20 protein-coding genes and 2 pseudogenes are annotated in these 24,547 nt (G+C 49.2%); 4 read left to right on the top strand and 18 right to left on the bottom strand.

Translation table 11 applies throughout. The features are described from left to right. Window positions 1–306: 306 nt before the first annotated feature. Entirely contained in the window at window positions 307–1,083 is a 777-nt protein-coding gene (locus BMX45_RS04850) for a TerC family protein (protein WP_009592465.1), read from the bottom strand. A gap of 391 nt (window positions 1,084–1,474) precedes the next feature. Here BMX45_RS04850 and BMX45_RS04845 point away from each other — a divergent pair, with 391 nt between their 5' ends. Beyond that, window positions 1,475–2,413 carry a phosphotransferase enzyme family protein gene (locus tag BMX45_RS04845; protein ID WP_090908741.1) on the top strand — a complete coding sequence of 313 codons (939 nt, stop codon included), beginning with the start codon at window positions 1,475–1,477 and terminating at the stop codon, window positions 2,411–2,413. A 172-nt stretch (window positions 2,414–2,585) separates the two neighbouring features. Here BMX45_RS04845 and BMX45_RS04840 read toward each other — a convergent pair whose 3' ends face one another. The 3 genes from BMX45_RS04840 to BMX45_RS31705 form a co-directional block, all read right to left on the bottom strand. Beyond that, a complete protein-coding gene (locus BMX45_RS04840) occupies window positions 2,586–3,023 on the bottom strand; it encodes a hypothetical protein (RefSeq protein WP_090908740.1) in 438 nt (145 codons plus the stop codon). Then, window positions 3,013–3,486 (bottom strand): MerR family transcriptional regulator, encoded by a 474-nt coding sequence (locus BMX45_RS04835; protein ID WP_090908739.1) that lies wholly within the window; start codon window positions 3,484–3,486, stop codon window positions 3,013–3,015. Before BMX45_RS04835 ends, BMX45_RS04840 begins: the two co-directional genes overlap by 11 nt. A gap of 211 nt (window positions 3,487–3,697) precedes the next feature. After that, window positions 3,698–3,802: a DUF6254 family protein gene (locus tag BMX45_RS31705; RefSeq protein ID WP_015735743.1), complete on the bottom strand. Its 105-nt coding sequence runs from the start codon at window positions 3,800–3,802 to the stop codon at window positions 3,698–3,700. Between the two features lie 297 nt (window positions 3,803–4,099). Between BMX45_RS31705 and BMX45_RS04830 the strand changes: the two genes are divergently transcribed. After that, window positions 4,100–4,972 carry a hypothetical protein gene (locus BMX45_RS04830; protein ID WP_090908738.1) on the top strand — a complete coding sequence of 291 codons (873 nt, stop codon included), beginning with the start codon at window positions 4,100–4,102 and terminating at the stop codon, window positions 4,970–4,972. Window positions 4,973–5,079: 107 nt separating this feature from the next. Here BMX45_RS04830 and BMX45_RS04825 read toward each other — a convergent pair whose 3' ends face one another. Then, entirely contained in the window at window positions 5,080–6,000 is a 921-nt protein-coding gene (locus BMX45_RS04825; protein ID WP_090908737.1) for an arginase family protein, read from the bottom strand. A 105-nt stretch (window positions 6,001–6,105) separates the two neighbouring features. Here BMX45_RS04825 and BMX45_RS04820 point away from each other — a divergent pair, with 105 nt between their 5' ends. After that, a complete protein-coding gene (locus tag BMX45_RS04820) occupies window positions 6,106–6,447 on the top strand; it encodes a winged helix-turn-helix transcriptional regulator (protein ID WP_015735746.1) in 342 nt (113 codons plus the stop codon). Between the two features lie 23 nt (window positions 6,448–6,470). Here the strand turns inward: BMX45_RS04820 and BMX45_RS04815 are convergent, their stop codons facing one another. The 3 genes from BMX45_RS04815 to BMX45_RS04805 form a co-directional block, all read right to left on the bottom strand. Further along, entirely contained in the window at window positions 6,471–7,310 is an 840-nt protein-coding gene (locus tag BMX45_RS04815; protein WP_090908736.1) for a formylglycine-generating enzyme family protein, read from the bottom strand. Window positions 7,311–7,479: 169 nt separating this feature from the next. Next, window positions 7,480–8,115 (bottom strand): glycoside hydrolase family 11 protein, encoded by a 636-nt coding sequence (locus BMX45_RS04810; protein ID WP_090908735.1) that lies wholly within the window; start codon window positions 8,113–8,115, stop codon window positions 7,480–7,482. A gap of 309 nt (window positions 8,116–8,424) precedes the next feature. Next, a complete protein-coding gene (locus BMX45_RS04805) occupies window positions 8,425–9,132 on the bottom strand; it encodes a DNA alkylation repair protein (RefSeq protein WP_090908734.1) in 708 nt (235 codons plus the stop codon). Window positions 9,133–9,885: 753 nt separating this feature from the next. Here BMX45_RS04805 and abc-f point away from each other — a divergent pair. Next, window positions 9,886–11,013, top strand: a pseudogene (gene abc-f / locus BMX45_RS04800) (ribosomal protection-like ABC-F family protein); the annotation flags it as partial. Between the two features lie 123 nt (window positions 11,014–11,136). Here abc-f and BMX45_RS04795 read toward each other — a convergent pair. The 10 genes and pseudogenes from BMX45_RS04795 to BMX45_RS04750 all read right to left on the bottom strand — a co-directional run. Beyond that, window positions 11,137–11,268, bottom strand: a pseudogene (locus tag BMX45_RS04795) (helix-turn-helix domain-containing protein); the annotation flags it as partial. A gap of 114 nt (window positions 11,269–11,382) precedes the next feature. Then, complete coding sequence (locus tag BMX45_RS04790; protein WP_090908732.1) at window positions 11,383–14,001, bottom strand: family 16 glycosylhydrolase; 2,619 nt, start codon at window positions 13,999–14,001, stop codon at window positions 11,383–11,385. Between the two features lie 376 nt (window positions 14,002–14,377). After that, the gene (locus BMX45_RS04785) at window positions 14,378–15,589 is read right to left on the bottom strand and encodes an MFS transporter (RefSeq protein ID WP_090908731.1); all 1,212 of its coding nucleotides are present in this window, start codon (window positions 15,587–15,589) and stop codon (window positions 14,378–14,380) included. A 130-nt stretch (window positions 15,590–15,719) separates the two neighbouring features. Next, on the bottom strand, window positions 15,720–16,742 hold the full coding sequence (locus BMX45_RS04780; RefSeq protein ID WP_090908730.1) for an ROK family protein: 1,023 nt from the start codon (window positions 16,740–16,742) through the stop codon (window positions 15,720–15,722). Between the two features lie 151 nt (window positions 16,743–16,893). After that, window positions 16,894–18,150 carry an MFS transporter gene (locus tag BMX45_RS04775; protein ID WP_090908729.1) on the bottom strand — a complete coding sequence of 419 codons (1,257 nt, stop codon included), beginning with the start codon at window positions 18,148–18,150 and terminating at the stop codon, window positions 16,894–16,896. Between the two features lie 90 nt (window positions 18,151–18,240). Continuing rightward, window positions 18,241–19,458 carry an MFS transporter gene (locus BMX45_RS04770; RefSeq protein WP_090908728.1) on the bottom strand — a complete coding sequence of 406 codons (1,218 nt, stop codon included), beginning with the start codon at window positions 19,456–19,458 and terminating at the stop codon, window positions 18,241–18,243. Between the two features lie 142 nt (window positions 19,459–19,600). After that, window positions 19,601–20,185 (bottom strand): TetR/AcrR family transcriptional regulator, encoded by a 585-nt coding sequence (locus BMX45_RS04765; RefSeq protein WP_090908727.1) that lies wholly within the window; start codon window positions 20,183–20,185, stop codon window positions 19,601–19,603. A 214-nt stretch (window positions 20,186–20,399) separates the two neighbouring features. After that, window positions 20,400–20,810 (bottom strand): DUF6157 family protein, encoded by a 411-nt coding sequence (locus tag BMX45_RS04760; RefSeq protein ID WP_090908726.1) that lies wholly within the window; start codon window positions 20,808–20,810, stop codon window positions 20,400–20,402. 394 nt (window positions 20,811–21,204) lie between these two features. Continuing rightward, window positions 21,205–22,092, bottom strand: coding sequence for an NAD(P)-dependent oxidoreductase (locus BMX45_RS04755; protein ID WP_302847865.1), 888 nt, complete (start codon window positions 22,090–22,092; stop codon window positions 21,205–21,207). 52 nt (window positions 22,093–22,144) lie between these two features. Next, window positions 22,145–24,481 (bottom strand): helix-turn-helix domain-containing protein, encoded by a 2,337-nt coding sequence (locus BMX45_RS04750; RefSeq protein WP_090908724.1) that lies wholly within the window; start codon window positions 24,479–24,481, stop codon window positions 22,145–22,147. Window positions 24,482–24,547 lie beyond the last annotated feature (66 nt).

The following is a 24,547-nucleotide window of genomic DNA, read 5'->3' as shown; positions in this document are numbered from 1 at the left end:
GGCGAGTGCTTGCGAATCGAAGCAGCAAATAAACGGCAAACTTAAAGCCCCGTATCCTGCCACGCATCCATGAAATGGAGCTGTGCCATCTGATCAAAGTGTAACCCTATCATTGATAAGCTGTTCCTCGGTGCTGAATTTCTAATGTTCAATATTTTCAGCGATCGGACACCATTTAGTGACATTTTGATTATAGGTCACCATTTGGTGTCATGTCAATCCATCACGCTCGGGATTTTTATGAACGGAAAAGTATAAAACGAGGCAGTGGAATTCGATTCCACTGCCTCGTCTACTTAGGTCAACCTAAAGCGGATCAGGTTGCGTGTGCCTTTTATTCGAGGGGGCAAACCAACCGAGAAGGGCGATCGCGACCAAGACCCCGTAGAAAACGACGGTCCAGCCTGTGCTGTGCGGGAAATGATGAGCCAACACGCCAATATCTTCATGGGCCAGGGTGATCACAGCCAGCTTGACGCCGACCCATGCCACGATGGCATATGCTGTGGTCTCAAGTGCCGGCCGTTGAGCAAGCAGCTTCACAAACCATGTAGCCGCGAACTTGATCAGGACAAGCCCTGCGATCCCGCCAAGCACGACAACCAGGAATTGTCCTCCGTCCATCCCGCCGAAATCCGGTAGCGGCGAATCCGGGAGGCCCAGTGCAAGAGCCACGGCAGCAAGAATGGAATCAATCGCAAAAGCGAGATCCGCAACCGCAATCTTTCCAACGGTCGGCCAGAAGCCTTTTCCCGCTGCATCTTTCTTTATATCCTCGCGAATATTTTTGTTTTCCTTGCCAAAACGGGCTTTGATGATGTGCTTTAATCCGAGGTATAGGAGATAAGCCGCTCCAATCGCTTGTATTTGCCAGACGTTCGCGATAAACGATATCGCAAACAGGGCGGCAAAGCGAAATACAAAGGCCATGATGATTCCGTAATTGATGGCTTTCTTCTTTTGTTCCTCCGGTAAATGCTTCGCGATAACCGCCAGCACAAGGGCATTATCCGCCGATAATAAACCTTCCAAACCGATAAGAATCAGTAATGCCCAGGCATACTCCAACCAAAGTGATTCCAACGGTACTTCCCCTCTCTTATGTTTGAATGTTCAGGACCCATTTGTTGCTTTCAAGCTCCACGTTTCAGCGATTGAACTTTGATTACACCGCTGCTCCCTGCCGTTATTACGTTGTCAAGTTATGTGTCGTTTCATTCATTAGGCATCATAATGAAAAAAATTCTATAGCATTATGCTATTTTGAAACAAAACGGTCTGCATTATTCCGGCGCTCCAAGGACAGACACAAAACAAAACCACTTTTTGTTTGGTTCAATCACTTGTTCTTACTGAAAGTATGTGCTATTTTATAATTAGACAAATGTCAAATTAGAAATATATCTAATTATATAGGCATCCGTGTGTCTCTAACGTCCTCAAGGGTTCTACATCAAGTAAAGGAGATGAGGCTATGTATACCGATGAGGATTTCATCCTTCAGAACGCATATGCATTCCGTGAAGCGTTCGAGATTTCTGTCCTGAATGAAGGCGAGAATACCACCTTCCTGGCGAGCAAGGATCAAAGATCCACTATTTTAAGAAAATACCGATCGGATCGTTATGCCCTGGGTCAAATCAGGGCTGAGATCGAATGGCTGGAAGCTCTGGCCGGGCCGCTAAGCGTGCCGAGGGTCATTCCAAATACCGAAGGGCATTCGGTAACCACCGTTCAAAGTTCTGCGAAGGAGCAATATTACGCACTATTTGATTATATTGAGGGCACACCTATCGACGCTCCCTCCGACCAAGATTACTTCGAACTGGGAGAAACCCTGGCATTGCTCCACGAAACATCCGATGCTATTAGCCAGCGTTCGGCACCGGACTGGAACGGCTTTGAAAGGCCCCAATATGATCGGCAGTACCTCGTGGAAGAATCGCTGCAGTTTCTGTGGGAAGCCCCTTTCCTGAATGCCCAGGACAAAATTCGCGGCGAGCACCTTGCAACCGCGTTAAGCGATGCGTACGACAAGCATTCCATGAACGAGAACTTCTTCATACACGGGGATGCCCATATGGGGAATGTCCTTCGTACCGGCGATAATCTAAGTTTATTGGATTTTGATGAATGCGGCTTTGGTCACCGCGCACTGGATATCGGCGTTCCGAGACTTCACATGATATCTGCCCGTACGGTGGAACCATATTGGGCTTCTCTTCTGAACGGCTACGCACGCAAGTTTACCGAGGAGGAAATCAGAACAGGGACGGGACTGCGGATATTTTATATGGCCGGTAAAATCCCGCGCAGAATGGACATCGAGCATCTCCGTCGCCAACCAGGGGAACGCATTCGAAGATACTTTGAGTACATAGAAAATGAGTTAAGCGGTAAGTACCCATTATAATATGGAACTACCCTGTTCCTTATGGGCCTTCATTAGTTTTATAACTATACCCTGTGGCTAATAACTACAGCCGGCCTTTGGGCCGGCTGCTGTGCATAGATTGATTTCATGAAGGGATACTGGAATCATGTTCAACAAAATCCATGGACTCTCTCGATATGGTTTTCTCTCACTAGCGCTTACTTGATAGTAGCTTCGAATCTTTGAGCCCTTTTGGCTTCATTCTAATGCCCAGTAGGATGAAGATGACATAAAATACGATGGCAACCGAATCGACTACCGTTTCCGTTAATGCCGAAACATTTTGAACTGCCGTTATGCCTAGAATGACCATCAGTCGTACGATCAGCAGCGATACGATCAACCATGCAACGGCCCGGATTTTCGATCGTTCGCCTTGGAATGCCATGCAAATGAACGCGATACCATAGACCAGATTCTCCGCTGTGATGATATGCCAGACATACGTGAATATGATCTCGGAATCCAAGGCGATCTCGCTCGCGTGAAGTATCGGCAATACAGCGGATTGCCCGTTCCAAGCATGCGTAATGGCAAAAAGCACGGCAAGAATACCGGCAATTAAATAATATGGATTCTTAATCTTCATGTCCAAGACATCCCTCCTCGGATATTCCATTCTCCCTCCTGCGAATCGTTTGGTAAATCTCGCGAACGAACGCTGCTAGCCGCCGGTCGCTTTCATGATTAAGGTCCCTTAGCGTTTCGGCTGCTAACTCAAGCAATTGACTGACCTTTTCCAGATGAGCAATCTTCGCGCGCGTTTCCGCATTCTTGGCATCAAGGAACGAAGCTGCCTTCAGGCATTCTGCCGGGTCAACCTCCTCCATTCTGTGGAATCCAAACTTCCCCTTGATTTCGTTAAGCGACAAGTCAGCAAACTGCAGGATTTGAATATTCATTAAATCCATGATGTCCCTACTCGAATACCTGCGGTACCGATTGTCTTCCCGGGCCGGCGATACGATTCCAATTCGGTCATAGTAGCGGAGTGTATCCTTGGGAATTCCAAGGATCTGAGAAACTTCTTGTATTGAATATAATGGTTTCATGCATTCAAAATAACATTGGAGTAAACTCCAGTGTCAAGTCACTTTTTTACGAGATCACCATTACCTTATGTCATATCTAATCTAGACTTACTAGTGCAACCATGATCAGAAGAACAAACAAACGTCGTGTAGAGGATTGTTGAAGATAAAAAAGACTGCCGGTACCTTTCACCGGGCAGTCTTTTGATTTTCAAGTAGTATGCTCTCCAACCTATTCGCTGGACAGTTCCTTGAGCGATTTGATTTTACCATGGGGATGCTGTTCTTGCTTACGCGACTTCCAGGCAGCTTCTTTCCTTCTCTTCTGGTGAGCCATGACAGATATCCTCCTTTGGAAACAGAGATGTATACTACCATCTTATATTGTCATTCCCCGGCTTGGTTCATTCATGAAAATAGGATGCACAACACCACACGTCTACTCGCGCGAAGCCCAGGAGACCTTCACGGCATTGAGAAGCTCGAATCGGATTGCTCATCTCTAGCTCTATTCCTACTTGGTCTTTAAGCGTATGTCCGAAGCTGCTCGTTCCGTTTATAATGGAAGATGGACAACCCGCCGTTACCTGAAGAGCGGGTGCAACCCGCCCGCGTCGAATGAAAGGAGCCATCCATGGACAACAGACAAATGCGCATGTTGAAAAAGCTGTACCATCATACCAATTACAACTATGACCGGGAGCGAGAGGTAAGCGTATATAATACAGAAACACTTACTGCGTCAGAGCAGGAGCTGCTGGAGGCCAGCGGATGGGTCGCAAACGATTTGCAGTATATTCGGCATGACGAAATCATAAGCCGACTGATCGAGCTGCGTTCGAACGTTCGCTTGACCTGGTCCAGCATTAGCAATGCCTTTGTTGCAGGGGTGGGGGGAAGCTGGCCCCGAGGCATATCCACGCTGGCCAGTTATCACGCCATGATTCATGCACGCCCCCACGCTTACGAGGAACCCGAATGGCTTCGGGCTTGCAAGGTCTGTGGCTTCAGCCACAGCCATGAAGGCTGGGACAATCTGTCTTACATACGTTACGCGATGCATTTGGGCAACAATTACAGCGGATCAAGCTTCGGCGCATACGTGGATATGGCCGAGTTGGCCGAACTGCTGGAGCAAGGGCCCGTTGAAGCAACGGACATTGACAAGCACGCCTTCAGACAGCTGCTGCAGAGCTTGGACCGGGCCGAGGCTGGCGAAACGCCAGGGCAGTATGAGAAGCGGTTAACCGGCGAAAAAATCTTGAAGGGTCACGCAGGCATTCGCCGTGGCATGCTCCAGGCGCTAGCCAGGGTCGGCGTGCTTCCCAACCGCATCCTGGAGCTCTCTCCGGACCGCTGGACGGACACGGCAACAATCATCAATGCCGAGTTTGAACTGGACAACACCAAAGGCCGTTCCGACATGGAGATGCCTTGGGCAGGCTGGCAAGGCAGCTTGGGCGTCGATTGGAACAAAGCCCGCGCGATTTTCGGCGATTGGGTTTGAATGATCGAGACCGAAGGTTTCCTATTAAGCGCTGCAGGAAACCTCCTTTTTGATCATTGCGACTTCTGTCCCGTATGATCCATCTATGATAAAACGGTTAGTGGCTTTTAGTTGTTTAAAATAGGCATTTCACCCAGCAGTTTCTTCAAATAGATAGAATCCCATGGCAGATGCTCCGTGATCCCTAAACCCACGACTTCGGTCTCTTCAGACAGTTCCTTCAGCAGATGAAGCAGCTGCGGCAATTGCATGGTTCCCTGTGGAGATAAATTGAAGGGTTCTTCAGGGTTCGCGAACAGCAAAGACCGGAATGCCTTGGGATCAAGCACGTCCAGATCGAGGTGAATCGCCAGGTGCTTAATACCGCGTTCTTTAATCCACGCTTTCATAGGCGCAGTACTGTTCTTCAACTCCTCGGTGCCAGCAGTTCGAATGCCCAGCCTCTGAATCATGTCCGTGTCCTGCTCCGCAAAACCGATGCCTAGCTTTTGGAATCCTTCCGAGATCACCTTGGCTTCTTGTTCGGTAGGCGTTGCTAATCCTGCAATAAAGACGTTTTCGGGTTTTAGAGGGATGTTCACATGTTTGGCAAACTCCTCATCACCTTCTCCCAACAGATTCCCAAGCGGTACCGTATGCCCGTTATCATAGCCTACATACCTCACCAAATCACTGTGAGCATCAATCCAGATTAAACCTAGCTCCCCGTCGTATCGTTCGTTCAAATAGGCAAATGGAGCTTGTTCGACCAAGCAATCACCGCCAAACATGACAATGCGATCCGGCTTATGTGCATGGATCAGATGATGAGCCGCCTTTAACTGTTCGAGCAGCTGTGTTCTGCCATTCATACCGTTCTCGTTTTCAAGAGGCGTTCCATCATAGGATTGGACGGGAACACGGATAAGGGGTTGATCATTATCCGGAGCCAGCCAAGCAAGCAGTTCGGCTCCAAAAGAGTAGTTGGGGTTGTTCCCCCCTTGCCATTGCGGCATTAACAGGCGTATCGTTTTCGTTTTTTTAGTCATGCTGTCGTCTCCTTTACTTCAAAGTAAGGTTAGTATAGACTGAGCACAAATAAAAAAGTAGTACGCACTTATTTGAAAGGTACTACCCGAAAGGATAGTGTAAATATGAGCATGGCTGAATTTAAAGGTAAAGTTAAGAATATTCAAGATACGCCTTTTGGTTATACGGTGTCCGTGATCGGCGGCAAATGGAAAATGGTCATTATCTACCTTCTTGCAGAAAACCAAACGGTTCGCTTCAATGATCTGAAGAGACAGATCGGCGCCATTACTTACAAAACATTGAGTTCGCAGCTTAAGGAATTGGAGGCGGATGGACTCGTGAAACGGAAAGAATACCCTCAAGTCCCCCCTAAAGTCGAGTATAGCCTCACGGATAAAGCGGTAACGTTATTACCCGTTTTGGAAGGGTTATGCGAATGGGGAGTAAAGAATCAATACGATTAATATCGGAACGGCTGGCTCCTTGACTACGCACCGCGAACGACCCGAAACCCTTGATCCGGGCCAAAGCCATTGGCATCGAATTTGCCTCGGAACGAGATCTCGTTGTTGCTGACGTCGCCGATCCAGCCGCCGCCCTTCACCACCCGAAAGGTGCCGCTCTGGCTGTTCGAGTCGCCGTACCAGTCCCAGCACCACTCCCTAACGTTGCCTGACATATCGTAAATGCCTAACTCGTTGGGCTTCCGGGTGCCGATCGAGTGGGTTTGATTATGGTTGTTCTCGATGACGGGCCAGTTCCAATCTCCGGATAAGTATTGATCTCCGGCGTTTCTCCAATACCATGCAACCTCGTCAGCATTATGGCTTCCGCTGTATGCATAACCCTTGCTCGCCTGCCCTCCGCTTGCAGCATATTCCCACTCCGCTTCAGTAGGCAGCCGATAGCCGTCAGCTCCCTCATTGATCGTGACGGTCCATTTGATATGATCATTATCATTCTTATTATTTGCGTCTTTTTCATCCTTATGGATGTTGTAATACGGTTCGAATCCTTCCTGTATGCTTCTTCGATTGCAGTACTCCACAACGTCATACCAACTCACCATTTCAACCGGCAGTTGATCTCCTACGAATTCCGAGGGATTGCTCCCCATGACTTCTTTCCACTCTTTTTGAGTGACCTCATATTTGCCGATATAAAAGCTCGGTAACGACGCGCTTTGTCCAGCGTAGTTGGACTTATTGTTCTTAATAGGCCCGCCTTCTACGAACACAAGCACTTCCTTCTTATCAGGTTTATCCTGCGAACAAGCGCCGATCACAAGCATTGCTGCTATAAAAAGAAATATGCATAGCTTTCTCATGGATAGATCTCCTTTAAGCTGATAGAAGAACCGATAAGTCATGCCCCGGTCTGCAAATCGCCTCCGGCAACGTCGAAGGCCGCTGCTCAGACAGAGAACGGCCTGCAACGCGCATCCGGATAACGGATTGATTAGGATGACGGCTTACTTATGGTGGATGGTTGGGAAGTTACCACACCGTTACGTTGGAGCTTCCGCTGCTTTGATAGCCCTCTGTCGCTAACACCTGGTAAGACCAGCTGCTTCCCAGATTCATTCCTTTGCTTGCCCATGCGTTCACGTGGTTGCTGAACGTGATGCTGGAGTTTACGCCTGTTGCTCTCTTCGATTGCCGAACGCTCCAATACTGGGCAAATGTTTGTGTGCCGTCAATCGAGGGCGCGTTGTATCGCATCGTTGTATAGATGTCATAGGTGCCCCCGTCGCTGGTCACGGTGCCTTTATGCGTTCCGGTAGGCCGGTAAGTCCCCCAGCTGTCAACGACGTAATATTCGATCAGCGAGTTTCGAGTCCAGCCGTAAAGCGTCAAATACCCGTTGCCGGACGGCGCCCAGACGCCGGCATTGTAGTTAATCGTCCGGTTCGGCGATCCGGTATTCCAGCCTTTGCCGACAACGAAATTCCCGGTATTTTGCCATGTTACGCTGTAATTGCCTCCGGAGCCGTTCACGGCATTGACCGTTCCGCCGCCATCGGTCCAATTCTGCCAGTAGTCCGTCGCTGCGTTTGAGGTTGTTGCAAACAAACCAAGACTCATGGAAGCCGCCAGCACCAACGTCATTACCTTTTTACTAAACTTAATCATAATCTACCTCCTCTTTAGTGTTTGCTCTGTACAACCGAATGTCGAATGATTCTCTGTTTTTTACTTTTACCTCCTTTCTAAACAAATTATAGGATGATAGCGGTTACATAAAAATTAACAAATTAAATATCATGTATAGATTATCTTGGTAATTATAGTAAGTAATGGGGCGCTCCCGATATTCGTTGATAACTTGTCGCTAACCTTGTCGATACCATAAACAAAAAAAAGCCGCGTTTCCCGCGACTTATGCATGCTTATATTTTGTCCCTTTTCGGTTGAGCTCGATTCTTCCTATTGCAGACGTTCCTAACACCTTACATATTTGCGTTTAAATCCGATCTTCCCTCTCTCGATCTCTTTTTGAATATTGTCGGAAGCCAGCAGGATGCTGCTCTTCTTCTTGTCCCTTTTGATTTCGACTGGGCCGACGGCCTTCGCGATTTCTACCGCCTTATCATGGCTTGGCAAATAAGAAACTCCTACGGTATATATAAAATTGTTCATAGCGGATTTCGTTCGTTCAGGGGAGTCGTGGATCGTGTCTTTCACCTGTTCGAGCATGCTCTCGATCTTGATGGTATCAAATGCAGTGTCCGCACGGTTACCCAAAAGCCAGCAGTAGCAGCTCCAGCCTGCCGACATTTTAAGCTCTTCACCGCTTGCGATCCACTTATCGGCAACTGTTTGAGCAATTTCCGTTTCGGCCAAAGTCACGGCAACCACATAATCTGACAGCATGTAAAAATAAGCTCGATCCATCCAACGATCGAAATCGGCTTCCGTCATGATCATGGGGTCTGCAATAATGCCGGCAAAATACATCGCATCATAGTTGCCGGTGTCGTAAAGCTGCTCTGCTAAAGGTTGATTTTTCTTGATTTGCTTGGCTAACGGCTTCATTGCGCCAGTAGCAACCCCAAAAAGCGGCTCCTGTGCACCGTTGCTCATATAAGTTTTTTTAATCCGTTCCTTGCCGAGTGCCTCCAGTTCCTGCATAACCACGTCGAATTCCAAGATAATCCACTTCCTTTTTTGTTCAGTATTCATTCACAAATCACGTAGATATCCGGGTAAGGATGGAAATGTATTATTTACGAAGAATTATATCATAAGTCGGCTTGTGCAGCCTTACAACCAGAGTTAACCATGATGGTCAATTCTTTTTTTGACGCTTCAGCTTCTCATTATAGTGGGCTGCCCCTTCTGTATTGACAGTAATAGCAGTCAATGTTATGATTCATCGTATTATTTATGAGGAGGCTCGCGATCTATGTTACATTCCATGCGTATAAGATAAGCTGGCAATCAAAAAAGCGGATGTTCCAACCACTAATGTGGGCTTTTTTTGAGCTGCTTATTTCCTGCGTATGTAGACATAGATTGCGACACGGTTAGCTTTTTTGCTATGCCTTTGTTTCGTCATCTTCTCTCGTTACTCATGCAGATTTAAGCCCCGTTGTGGACTCGGATCTGTATTTTTTATTGCCAAAAAACGGCCTGACATCGGACATGGTACAATCCAACCTCCTGGGAAACGACATCCCTACGATTTGGGCTGGACAGGTGTTTTTTTCTCTATTAGGCGTATGGTCAATAAAAACGTAAAGGGGCAAATCTTATGAGGTCCTTACACTGGTTCTTCTTTATTTAAACCTCTCTTCTTCAATCGCAGGCGATTCTGCGAACAGAAACTGCGATTATTGAAGGAGGAATCCATATGGGATTTTTGATAAAAGCAAAAGATATGGTTGTGGAATATTCGGGGCGGCCCTCTCCGGAGAGGTGCACGGAATTTTTGCCGATGAGCCGACATGTCACCTGGATCGGGATGGCATAGACTTTCTGATCCACCAGCTTAAATATTATTCCGGCGCCTTGCTTATCATCAGTCACGACTGTGATTTCCTTGACCAAGTCGTCGACAAGATCTGGGAGTTGAATGAGGGGAAAATCACGGAGTACTGGGGCGGATATTCCGATTACTTGCGCCAAAAAGAAGAGGAGCGGCATAGTCAGGCTGCAAAATATAAGCAGTTTACTGCGGAAAGGGAGCGGCTGGAAAAAGCGATTACCGAAAAGCTTAGCCAGGCGCGAAAAGTGGATCAAAAGGCCAAGGGCGCTTCACGAAAAAACAGCTCCGAAGGCGGCGGCCGCCTGGCTCATCAAAAATCGACGGGCAGCAAACAGAAAAAGCTCCATAATGCCGCTAAAAATATGGAGCATCGAATCGAAGCCCTTGGTGAGGTGAAACCTCCTGAAGCCATGCAATCCATCCGTTTTCGGCAAAGCAAAGCCTTGGAGCTTCATCATCCGTTTCCGATTACCGGGAAAGACATTTGCAAACAGTTTGAGGGCAAGGAAATTTTCAAGGAGACCTCCTTCCAATTTCCATTGGATGCCAAGATCGCGATCACCGGTGCGAATGGATCCGGCAAAACGACGCTTTTCAAGATGATACTCCATCGTGAGCATGGTATTTCCGTATCCCCTAAAGCGGAAATCGGCTATTTTGCCCAAACGGGTTACAAGTTTAACCGTGATCAAGGGGTTATGGAGTTCATGTTGGAAGACAGTGAGTATGAAGTGCCGGACATCCGAGCCGTTCTGGCATCGATGGGATTTTCTCAACAGGACGTACGAAAGGCTTTATCCGTGTTGAGCGGCGGAGAAATCATGAAATTGCAGCTTGCCAAAACGCTGTTAGGACGGTACAACATCCTGCTGGTGGATGAACCCAGCAATTTTCTGGATCTTCCTGCGGTGGAAGCGCTGGAACAATTGATGAAGCACTATGCGGGAACGATCATATTCATATCGCACGATGTACGATTGATCGAGAATGTGGCCGATACCGTATATGTAATCGAGGACAAAAAAATCATTCAGAGGGCTTAATCACCGTTCGGGTCTTCAAGCGGATGATAGGGTATGTTGTTTCTGTGTGTAAACTGTTTGGCTTAGGGCAGCCTTTTATGGCGGGTCCTAAGCCTTTTCGCGTTTAATTAGGATGCTCCATTTTTATTCCAGCTGGTCTCCGTCCATTCGATATTCTAGAATATCTCCGGACTGACGTTTCAAAGCCTTACAAATCGCCTTTAAAGTCGATAATCGAACCGCTTTTGCCTTTCCGTTCTTCAATATGGAAAAAGACGGAGGGAAGTCGTAAGACTTCGCCCCCGCCTGTTAGAGGTGTGAATTGCACTCCTGAAACCGAATTAAATAACCGTATCTCCTGTTAATAGCAGGATCTGCCGAAGTATCGATTTACTCCGGCGTTCCCTGGGTCACGCCTTGGATATAGGTGAACCAAGGGGTATCCAAGGCCCCTTGTCCCGGGTTATAGGTGAAAAAGTACTCGACGGTGTCCCCTTGCTTGAGATTGTTTACAGGGTAAGTATAGTTGCCGTTCCCCGTTGGGGTCATGGCTACGTTCAGCTGCCCGCCGTTATTGATCTTGTAATGCAGATCGGCAAAGGTAGCGCCGTTGATATAGAACAGCAAGTCATTGCCGATTTTTTTCAGTCCCCTCACCTCATCGCCGATGACAATCACGCTGGATGGCGCCGGTACCACCGTGATCGTGGAAGAAGCGGTTTTCTGGCCGTCGACGCTAGTAGCCGTAACGGTCGCCGTACCCGGAGCGAGTCCCGTCACGACGCCTTCCTGACTCACAGAGGCAGCACTCGCACCCGAAACGGTCCAAGTCACCTGCTTATTCGTTGCATTGGAGGGCGCTATGCCGGCGTTTAACTGAAGACTCTGACCCACTTCCACCTGTGCGGTGGTTGGATTCAGCGTGACGCCGGTAACTGGCACATTTCCAGGATTTCCGCTGCCGTTTTCTTTATAAACCCGCACATAATCAACCTGCATCGTAGCAGGAATATCGGATGGATTCGGGGCAATGCCGCCATCAAAATTTCCGCCTAGCGCCAGATTCATGATGAGGTAGAAAGGCTGATCGAAAGGTGCATTCGGATTGTTCGGTGCGGCCAAGGAGTACCATTGTTCATTCGTCACCTTGAAGAAGAACTTGCCATCCACATACCATTTGATGTTGTCCTCTTCCCATACGACGGAATAGACATGATAGTCATTGTTGATGTTCTGCCCTTCCGGGAAATGATATTCGCCAGAAATATGTTGGTTCGCCGGCCATGTTCCACCGAAGTGCACGGCACCGCTCGTCGAGCCTGGCAATCTCCCTCTCGCTTCCATCACGTCGATTTCGCCGGATGCTGCCCATGTTCCGTAAGGGCTGTCTTGCGGAAGCATCCATAGTGCCGGCCATACGCCATTGCCTGTCGGGAGTTTGGCACGGAAGTCGACTCGTCCGTACTTCAGGGTAAAATGATTCTTCGTGTTAATCTTACCGGAGGAATATTGGGCATACCGGTTTGGATCCTGCGGGAAAGACTTGGGATCGTTCAATGCGCGGATGTTCAGCTTCCCGTCCTGCACGAACACATTTTGCGCACTATTGGTATAATGCTGCAGCTCCGCGTTGCCCCAGCCCCAGGTGTTCGGATCATCATTAAGATAATAACCTTGTTCATAGTTCCATTTGCTTGTGTCCAATGACGTGCCATTAAATTCATCCTGCCAAATGAGATTCATGCCTTGGATGGACGGGTCGCTTGGGGTCCCGATCGCAATATCCTCTTGGTCGCTTACATCCGGACGAGGAGCATCGGGATTGCCGATCAACGTGTAGTTGACGTAATTGCTGCCCACGCTGCCTCCCTTTTGCCCGTTCAATGGATAGCCGATCCGGATCTGCATATCTTCCTGGATGGGCTGAAACCACAGGCCATAAATATAATCGGCCCAATATCCCCACTGATTCGCATCGGACATGTTGTTGTAGCCATTGGCAGCGTATGTAAATCCGCTCTGGCCGGAATTCCCCAGCTCAACCCACTGCCCGTTGATGTTAATCTGGTATACGAAATTATCAAGCTCCTTGCCTATCGGCGCTCCCCCGTCAATCTTAGGCAGCGGAATGCCGATAGAACCGTTAGCATCTGCCGTAAAGGTCGTTCCCTCATAAGGCGTAATGACATATGAGTTTCGAACGGCTTCATTAAAAGTGATGGTATACACAACGTTAACCCCGGAGGTTTTCGATTCCAATTTGACGTGAATCGACTCCGTAACGTTAAACCAGTACCCGCCGCCTCCATCGGTGAATTGTCCGAAATTATGATCATAGATCCAGCCGCTTGCAGCGTTGTTGTCGATGTCGATCCAGGTGCTGCTGTTAACCGGTTTCACAAACACCTTCAGATCATCAGCGACGGCTGCATAGGTCACGGCCGGATCGTTATTGAACGTAGGGTAGGTAAAACCGGCGCCCCCCGTAAAGCTTGCCGTTATCTGGGGCCCTTGGGTAGGCGTCATGGCCGTGATCGTGGTTTTGTTAATGTTCTGAAACTCCAGCCTGTAATCCAGGGTAACCCCATTCGCTTTCGAGTACAGCTGAATCTCTGTCGTCGCAGAAAGCGTGAACCAATAACCTGTAAAACCTCCGTCGATCCAATGTCCCCAATTCTGATTATAAATAAAGCTGCTCACACTATCGATATCGACCCAGCTGCCGCCCACTTTCACTTTGACGCCCACGTCTTGCGCTACATCATTCCAAGTAGCTGCGCCTCCGTTGAATATGGGCATGACAAAGCCATAGCTGGCCTGTCCGACTCCTGATTTGGAGATGACCGGTCCGTCAGCCGCCGAAAAGTAATCCATCGAGGTAACCGTGGAATCTGCTGCCTCAACCTTTGATACTGGCCATAATCCGACACTAGCCAGCATGACAACCGCGAAGAACAAACTCAATCCCTTTTGCAAGTACCGCCTTTCCGTCGCATAAGATCTCTTCATGAATACCCTCCCTTGTTCATATTACGTGCTCTCAGCATGAGCGCCTCTAGGAAAACGCTTTCAGTTGAGGACGTCTTCATTCTATCGAATTCCTAATCTGATGAATAGGCACCATATTTAGGTTGAGGTCTCAATATTTTGGATAACCCAAATACAAAACTTGACTTTCCGTCAGAAATTAACGAATCATGGTGCGTAGAGTTATTTTCCATACGACAATGAACAGAAGGCTGCCTCTTCGGCAGCCTTCTGTCTTTTGGATTAGTTGACATAATATTAATTGGGTAAACTTTAAAGTTCAGGATCGCCTGAAATCAATTCCCTCCTTTTTCTCGTAGCACCAACTTTGTGGTTATTATGTGGAGGACGTCCACCATTACGTCCCTTGTTTCGCTTGCTTGCTCAAAATTCGGTTCACTTTCTCGGCGCTTAGCCACATGAAGATGAGGAAGGCAAGCACAACGGAAGGGAACAATCCAATGCTTGTCTGCGAAGCGACCAATCCAAACATGGGGGGAAGCAGCGTGGTCCCCGTATAGGCGACGGCCATTTGATAACCCATCAGCTTGGCCGAATGTTCTTTTCCGAACCGAGCCGGCGTTTCATGAAGAAGTCCAGGATAAATGGGCGCAAGCCCAAGTCCAATCAGCATAAATCCCGTCAGAGAAAAGGAGGCACTAAGAGGTAGCACAAGGATAATCCCACCTAGAATGGTGATGAGCTGTCCATAGCGGATCAACAGACGATTGGCAACCTTCAGCGTGATAAAGCCGGTAATCAGTCTGCCTAGCGTAATACCACCGTAATATAAAGAAATCCATATGGCAGCCGTATCGGCTGAAATATGTTTAGCACCGACAAGGTAACTAGCTCCCCACAACCCCACCGTGGTTTCGACTCCACAATAGAATAAAAATGCCGTAAGCGTTGGTTTAACGCCTCTGATACGAAATATGCCTGCTTTTACGATCTGCTCCTGTTGGCGCTTTTCATTATCGACTATATTTTCGGTTTGCGGCCGGTCAATCTCCCGCATAGCTGCGACGCGTTTCCATAAAGGGAGCGTAATGAGCAAAATGATTAGAAGCGAGAACTGGATTATGGATACAGCTGTATATCCGCTTCTCCAGGAATGATGATCTGCAATGTAAGAGGACATAATAATGGGCCCCATTGTTGCCCCGACACCCCAAAAGCAATGTAACCAGTTCATATGATGCGCTTTATAATTCTCAGCAACATAATGATTCAAAGCAGCATCCACAGCACCCGCTCCTAAACCCAGTGGAATGGCCAAAACGACAAGCCAAGCCATAGAGGGAGCCAAGGAGAAACCAAGCAGAGCTCCTGCAGTCATGAAGCAGCTGAACAGGGTGATTCTCCCTGTACCTAACCGCTTTATCATAGAGCCGCTTGCCAGACTCGAAACAATGGTTCCTCCTGCAATAACCATGGACACGATGCCTGCAGAGCCGACGGAAGATCCAATGTCGGGCCATATCACCGGCCAAGCGGATCCAAGTAAAGAATCGGGTAGTCCCAAACTAATAAAAGCCAGATAAATGATAATCAAAAACCAGGTTGCCAAGCGTACACCTTCTCCCCAAGTAAATCCATCTTCGTTTCACTAAATAAATCTTCTTTATAAAGTGTATTTATTTAATATGCAGCAGCATCTTTTTTTTGTCAAGATTCAAAACTCAAAAACCCTCGGAAGATCAATTCCGAGGGTTCCGGTCAACTGCAAGATCAAGGGTCGGTTCCAATTCTTGCAGGGTAAGCCAGCGCATGCCTGCTTCAAAGTCCTCTTGAAACGTCTGCTTCAACACCACTTCAGGATAAGAAGGCATGGGATGTTGAAGCCGATAAGTTTCCCAAGCCTGAGACCAGGCATCTGCCTCCATTCGGTATTGATATAACACGATTTTGTCAGGTGCCAGGACGGCATTAACAGTATGTATGATTTTACACACAGCTTGCACAAACTTCTCCGTTGTCATCTCTTGACTCCAATCCAGGCCAATGGGCAGAAATTTGATCTCGCCCGACATGCCGTTCTTCCCTTTTACGATCCTCCCATCGAGATAAATAGCTAGGCCAGGCGGATATTTCATAGGAAAATACATGCCAAGCACGCATTGGTCTCCTTCCAAATCTTCCTTCATCGAATAACCGCTAATGGCGGCATTCACATCATTCTCGACCATTACGGGCAGCCCAAATTGAGATTCAATCTCTTCAATCATGCGAAACCCGGTTAATTCTCGATGACTGCTTACCGTAATTTCTCCGTTGACGGCCTGTCCCGGAATGCCGATGCCAATCACCTTGATGGAGGGATAAAGCCCAATGTAATGCTCAATGATTTCATAGAAGCGCTGTCGATCGAAAACAGGCATGGTGTATTCTTCTTTGGCCAACAGATCATTTTCCAAATTCACGACGGTTGCCGAGATCAGCTCTTCTCCCTGTTTCTCCTTCAAATAAACGACAAGAGCCAGGCTGTAATTATAATTATATCTATAGGTTAGCGCGGGTCTCCCGCCGTTGGACGGAACGATATCGTCTTCAAACAATTCCCCAAGCTCGTACAGCTCCTTGACCAACGAATTCACCGTAACCACACTCAGCTGAGTCAATGAGGCCAATTGGGGCTTCGTCGCCGTTTCTACTCGCTTCAAGGCTTTGCGGACAATATTTAAATTGATTTCTTTCATTAAGTTAGCGTTTGCTTTTTTCATAAGCCCCCCTGCACACATGTTTCATCTTATCTATGTTATTCCTATGATATACTACTTTACCTGGTATACAAAACGGCATAATGATGCGTAAAGAACAAAAAAACCGCATATGTCATGCGGCTTTCATGTTACTGAGATGAGATCCGGTAAATTAATTCGGTGAGGCTTCTTCCTGCGGCAGCGGCATGCCCGCTTCAACCAATCGCTTGTTGCGCATGAAGAAAACAGTAAGTATTAGCATCAACAGCCCCGTACCGATCAGCAGCCATTCGATTTTGACTACGTCGGCAAGCGGGCCGAATATCAGCATCCCGATGGGCATCATGGAAGTCGAAATCATCCCGAAGACACCGAATATACGCCCCAGATAATTTTCATCCACCTTCTCCTGCAGCATGACGGTCGTTGGCGTATTAAATATGGGCATCGCTACCCCGAATACAGCCATGATGGCCAAGTAAATCCAGAATACAGGCACAATGCCGAGCGCAAACGTGGACACGGCCATGACGAAGCTGGCTATAGCCATCGTATACACTTTATTATTAAAGCCGCCCCAGGAAGCAATGATTCCCCCTCCTGCCATCATGCCGACGGAAAACGCGATTTCGATTGCCGTCAAGCGCCATACGTCGTCCCCGAAGCTGCGGGTAACCTGCAGCGGGGTCAGAAAGGCTGCAGGCGCCATAAGCACGAAGAAAAAGGCGAAGAAGATAAAAAACGACTTGAGAAAAGCATGCTGTTTAATGTAGACCAAGCCCTCTTTGAAGTCGTCCAGATAGCCCGTGCTTTGGGTGTCCGACGCCTTTTTGTGCAGCGGAATTTTGAGAAAGACAAACAATGTAAAGATCGCGATTGCAGCCGTAACGACGTCGATAAAAAAAATCGCTTCGATCGTTGCTACAGTGAGCAATCCCGCGCTGACGATGGGCGCTACGAACATGATCAGCGCTTGTAGGCTGCCGTTAATACCGTTTACTTTCGTCAGCTTATCTTGCGGCACGATTTGAGGCAATATGGCTCCGACCGCTGGAGTCTGAATGCCGGCCCCGAGCGCGCGTACGGCGGAGATGATAAACAGCAGCCAAACCGCCTGATAGCCAAGCATAAACGTAATGGCCAACATCAGCGTAACCACCGCGATCATAGAATCCGCGATCATAATGAGCGTTTTACGGTTGAAGCGGTCCGCCCATACCCCGGCAAAAGGCGACAGCAGGAACGTCGGAATGAATCCGCAAATAATATACAGCGTCATCATGATGCCCGACTGCGTCGTCAGTGTAATGTGCCACATAATGGCATATTGAACCAAGGCAGACCCGAACAGCGAAAGTGTTTGGCTGCTTAAAAAGAGAATGATGTTCCTTTTCCAATGGATTTTCTGAGCATCTTCGGTTTCTGACATCGTCCCACCCTTTCGTATGATCTCGCTCCCGCGAATTACACTCATTATAACGTTTAACGCTAGGCGACATTTCTTTTTAATTGCTCATTCTTATTTGCTGACGTGCTCCACCTTGCGTTCCGTCAGAAAGTAGATCAATGCCAAGGCCGGAAAAAGAACGCCTAGCCACATCGCCGCTTTCCAGCCGCCCATAGCGTATGCCCATCCCCCGGCTGCGGAGCCAATGGCCCCGCCGGCAAAAAAGATCGCCATATACAAGCCGTTCAGCCGGCTCCGCACCTCGGCTCCCAACGTGAAAATCGCGCGTTGTCCCAACACCAAATTGGCGGACACGCCCATATCCAGCAGGATGGCGGCGAACACCAGGATCACGATAGAGAGCAGAGAACCGCCGGCAAACACGATCGGCAAAAGTCCGGATAGGATCACCAGCACGATGGATATTCCGGTTGCAGGCCGGATCAGGCCCTTATCCGCAAAGCGGCCGGCAAGAGGCGCAGCGGCCGCGCCTGATACCCCCGCCAAAGCAAACAACGCAACGCCTGCAGAGGAAAAATGATACAGCGGACTTGTTAATACAAGCGGAACCGTTGTCCAGAACAGACTGAACATCCCGAACAGAAAGGCATGATACAGAGCTCTGCGACGTAGAATCGGCGTCGTTTTCAGCAGCCGCAGCATGGATGAGAGGATAGCCGGATAATGATCGGACGTCTGCGGCTTTCTTGCCGGCAATACTTTGATCAAAACCAGAGCCAATACGAAGAGAATGGCGGATGACATCATAAAGATAGCGTGCCAGCCGAAATAATTATCCACCAAACTCGAAACCGGACGGGCCAGCATGATTCCTAACAGCAGCCCGCTCATGACATTACCGACATTGCGTCCTCTCGTCTCCTCCGGGGAGAGATGCGCTGCATAAGGGACCAGGATCTGGGCCGCAACGGACCCCACACCGATAAACAAGGAGGCGGCTAGAAACAGAGCGGCGTTTCGGGCAGCGGCAGCAAAGATTAAAACCACGGCCGTCAGCATCAGCAGCGTAACCACCAGTTTGCGATTTTCGAGCAGATCTCCCAAAGGAACGATGAACAGCAAGCCGATCCCGTAGCCGATTTGGGTCAGCGTGACGATGCCCCCCGCTGCTCCTGAAGATAATCCAATTGATGAACTGATGGACTCAACCAATGGCTGCGTATAATAAAGATTGGCAACGATCAAGCCGCACGCAACGGCAAGAATCAACATAATCCAGGGCGATGCGGAGATCTCCAACTTTCCCTTTGCATTTCCATTAACATTCATAAGAAGCACTCCTTTTATTATAAAAATGATAGTGTAACCATATTGGAATGTTCGTTCCAATATAGGGATGCGTTCCCCCTCAATGCTTAAGCAAGGGGGATCCAATCGGAATGATCGTTCCGGAATGATGAAAAAAAAAGCTTTACAGCGACTCGATAACGGCGTTCATCATGCCGCGGACCTTATCGCTGTCGCTTTGGATCCTGGCCATCACGTTGATGCTGTGATTAAGATTAAGCAACAGGAACGATAACATTTTTATGTCTTTTTCGGGGGAAATTTCACCCGTTTCCTGACCCTTTTTTAATTTCTCGTAGAACAGCTGCTCCAGCTCCGTAAAGCTCTGGCGAATCGTATTCTGCAAGGGCTCATCCATGGCATCCAGACCCACGGAAGCGTTCGTAATCAGACATCCGTTCGGGTAAGCTTCACCGTGCGTCGCAAACGCGTTCGTGATATGCAGCTCAAAATATTGGCGGATCCCGGCGATCGCAGAAGGGGCTTGGTTCATCAAATCGCGTTTTTTTTGCGACATTTTTTTGTATTGCTGGATGGCCTCATAATAAAGCGTTTGTTTATCCTGAAATGTTTCGTACATGCTGGACCTGCTTAATTCCATCGCTTGCAATAAATCCGGTATGCTTGCCCCCTCGTACCCTTTCTCCCAAAAAACGATCATCGCTTTGCGAAGCACCTGCTCACGGTCAAATTCTTTGGTCCGTCCCATTCATACCTCCTCCTTCTCAACACGAGTATAGACTATTCGGAACGAACATTCCAGTATTTTTTTCAATCACTTATTTTCGCCGTACCTCCATTCGAAGCAAAATAGATGGGGTTTGTCACTACAGCCATTGACATGCTATCCGCCTGTCCGAACTGCCGCCAAACCTCCCTATTGAGTTCAATTACCGTTAAAGTTTATCCTTCCCGTGCATCTTCTAGGCTTTCTTTGAGCGCATCGCTTTACATTGAGTAATGCTTTGATCGTTCATGAGTTTGAGGTATTCGTCTGACTCTACGGCGTAGATTGCGACTTTCCCTTCAGCGTCATGATGAATCCCCCAGCCGTAGCGCTTGCCTAAGGACGAGGTTCGGAGACAAGGCTGCCCTTTCGAAAAAAACTTCTCGCGAGCGGCTGCTCTTTCCGTTTCCGGGATCTGATTGCGCTCGGCAAACACTTCGAACAACACATCTTCTTGCGTGTATCGGTAAGGGTGGTTCGACAGCATCTCATACTGAATCACCGGTATGGTCTTAGACTCGCCTTTTGCTTTTGGAATGACGGCCTCCCTGACAGGGCAGTCTTCGGCAATTTGAATAAAGGTGTCGTAATAATTCATGTCTTTCATATGCAAGAATAACCTCCAATTCTAATTAACATTCAGTATACATCATATCGTAGCATCATCTACAGACTAGTGGTTGAATCTTGAATCTCTTCCGCCTTGTATCCGAAGCAGCGGCTCCAGGCAGCGGAAGCTGGCTTCGACCACTCACTTATTGGAGATCAAAACAGTTGTACGGGCATGAACAATCCGGTTTCAATCAACGGTCCGAATATCAACATCCCGACGGACATCATGGACAGGCTTCTCTTAAATCGTAATCGCCAAAAATGAAGTGCTTGAGGATCCATGACTTTATCCTGATAAGTTTCCTAATGTACTGAAATAAATAACAGCCTCAATCCGTCCTTCCGGGAAATTGAGACTGTTATGTTATTGATGCAAAAGAATCCGAATCTCATTCACCCGTATAATATCTAATCAAAGCCTGCGTGCCTTTATTCTCAAGCCCCTTCTCGGCCAGCTGGCTGTACAGCGATTCGGCTAGGGACAAGCCCGGCGTAACCAAGTTCATCGCCTTAGCGGATTCCAGTGCGATTCCCATATCCTTGATGAAATGCTTGATATAAAATCCCGGCTCCAGATTCCCGGCAATCATGCGCGGAGCCAAATTGCTAAGCGACCAGCTGCCCGCCGCTCCGCTCTCGATGCTCTTGAGCACGGTTTCGGGATCCAGCCCGGCGCTCTCCGCATAAGCCATCGCCTCGCAGACTCCCATCATGTTAGAGGCAATGGCGATCTGGTTGCACATCTTCGTATGCTGTCCGGCGCCGGCTTGCCCTTGATGGACGATATTGCTTCCCATTGTCGACAGCAGCGGCTGCACCGCCTTGACGTCTCCCTCTTCCCCGCCGATCATGATGGACAGCCTCGCCTCACGTGCCCCCACGTCACCGCCGGAGACCGGAGCATCCATGGCATGGAGCCCTTTCAACGAGGCGGCTTCATAAATGCGGCGGGCAAGAAGCGGACTGGACGTCGTCATATCGATCAGATATGCCCCTTCCCTGGCATGCGCCACCAGCCCGTCCGGCTCCAAATAGAGTTCCTCGACATCCTTCGGGTAGCCCACCATCGTAATGATTACGTCGCAGGCCTGCGCCAGCTTGGCCGGAGTATCGTGCCATACGGCGCCGTCCGCCACCAGCCGCTCCGCCTTGGAGGCGGTTCGCGTGTAAACGTGCAGCGGGTAGCCGGCTTTCCGGATATGCCCTGCCATGCTGTGGCCCATTACGCCCAAGCCGATAAACCCTACGGTCGTTTGTTTCGATGCGATTGTCATTATGTGATCCTCTCCTTTTATTCTATATAAGCCTGAGTCTGTAAAAGCAGTTTTCCTATCTTACCGACAGCCGATACTGCCGTGGAGACATCTGCAGGAATCGCTGAAAGGCCCGGTTCAGGTTTCGTTCGGAATAACCGACGATTTCAGCAATCTCCGTGACCGTGTAATCCGTATCCTTGAGCAGCTGTTTCGCCTTCTGCACTTTGAAGTTCATGACGTATTCAACAAAGGATACGCCCATCTCCTTCTTGAACAGCCGGCTGAGATACGACGGGCTCACCCCCACCAGCTCGGCACAGTCTGCCAATGAATGAGCACCATCCGGATGACGGCAGATATGGCCACATACCCGCTGAACGATCAGGCGGGTGGATCGGGTGCGCAGGTCATGGCTGATTTCCTGGTACAGCGGGAACAGCACGCCGATAAACCAGTCATGCATTTCGCGGGAGGTCTGGTTCTCCTTCAGCTGGTCAAACAGGTTACCCCCCAGCAGCTCCAGCACGCCGGGACCTTTCTCCTCCATCGACTGGACTATGGCCGAGAGCAGCACGTAATAGCTCTGGGAGGTCACGTTGTACGATTCCGACACCCGAATACGCCGGGAAAATTCATGAAGCGACGCCTCCGCCTGCGGAAGATCCCCGTTCCACAAATATTCGATCATCTCCGATTCGATATCCTTCGGATACATGAACACGGGATTACGCTCGATGCGGATCATGTCTTCATAAAACAGTACGGTATCCGCATCATGGAACAGGCGATATTGCAGAGCAAGCTGCGCCTCCTTATAGGATTCTGCCGCCCGGGTCAATGTTCCAGTATTGCCGATGCCGATGGACGCGGAAAAAGAAAGATAGCGCGCCAGGGACTGGCTGACGGATTCCGCATAACATGCGAGGAGGCTGCGGAACTCCTGGGAGGAAGCCCCGGGCTCTCCCGGCCTCAGGATCGCTGCCGCTTCACGATCCTCCCGGTCCACCACGTAGCCCTCCAGCTGCCGGTTGTTTGCCAGCAGCTCGGACATGACGTTTTTGACCGCAAACACAATGACCGGACCTTCGTTAGGCAAGAATCGTTTTTTCACCGGATTCTCGACTTTCACCACCATCGTGGCATATGGTTCGATCATCGGAATCTTGTGCTTCGCGCACCCCTCCTCCAGTGTGCCGGACCGCCATGAGCTTCCGGACAGCAGCAAACGCTGCAGAAACCGTTCCCGTAAATCCGGTTGAATTTTTCGAATGTAGCTGTTCAGGGATTCCGCCTGCTCGTTCAAGTAGCTGAGGGAGGAGCGGATGTATTCGATTTCATTCTCTTTGACGGAGCTCTCCACCCCGCTCCTCCCGTTTCTTCGCAAATGCTCCCCGTAACGAAGGAGCTGCTGAATCGGATTGTACGCGATTTTGGACGAGAACCAGGTGAGCAAAACCGCGATCAGCATGAAGACGGTCACCGACATGACGATCAGGACGCGGATCCACCTCAATTGCTCGATCATTTCCCGCTCCGGCATCCGGGACACGTATAGACGGCCCATAGACGTCTTGTAAAAGGCGATCAGTTCCTTGCCGTCCTCCCCGGTCATCACATCATGGCCGGACGTTTCCCCGCTCTCTACCAAAGATCCCAAAATGGGGTCTTCATCCGCGGTTTTGCCGATCTCGCTGCGTCCATCCGTATGCAGCAGGACCCGGTGATCGGAGTCCAGAATGGCCAGCGACTGCTCCTCCAGGGAAAGGGAGTAATTGTTCAAAAGGCTGCGAAGCGATTCCTCTTTCACGTGTATGAGGATGGTGCCTCTCGGTTGGCCCTGCACCATAACGGGAAGATGGCGGACGTAAGAGACGTATCCGTTCTCCGACGACTTCGGGAGGTGCATCCACCTCGCCCCCCCTTCCCTCGCCAGGGCTTGCTCAATATCTTCTTTTCCTTTATACCCGTCCAGGTGGACCAGGCCATAGGTATGCGACAGCAGCAGCCGGTGCCGAACATCGTAAAACAGGATGTCTTCGATCAGGTTATTAGTATTTTTGTGAAGTTGAAACAGCTTGAGCATATCCAATTGCTGCATGTAGTCCGTCTCATATTCGGGATTTTCCAGCGCGCTGCGAATCAGCGGACCGCTGGCAAGCTGAAGCGATTCATGCTCGATGCTTGTTATGATATTTTCGACGCGGTCCTTCAGCTGCATCAAGGAAGCCATATTATTTTCCTGGAACTGGACCGTCAGCTTTTTCATGGAGAAATGATAGTACGCGCTTCCGGCTAGGATCACCGGAATTACGGCCGACAGACATCCGAGCCAAATCAGACGCTTCAGATAGCGGTTCGCGGAGAACCAGCGGAGGAACGATGCCTGAATATGCTGCCAAAGAGACTTCACGAATTATCACCTCCGGTTCCCGCGGCAGGAACTGCCCTGGGATCACTGTGCCATCCGCAACTCTCT

The sequence above is a fragment of the Paenibacillus sp. cl141a genome, assembly GCF_900109305.1.
Taxonomy (GTDB): Bacteria; Bacillota; Bacilli; order Paenibacillales; family Paenibacillaceae; genus Paenibacillus_AQ; species Paenibacillus_AQ lautus_A.
This window is presented reverse-complemented; position numbering and strand designations above follow the sequence as displayed.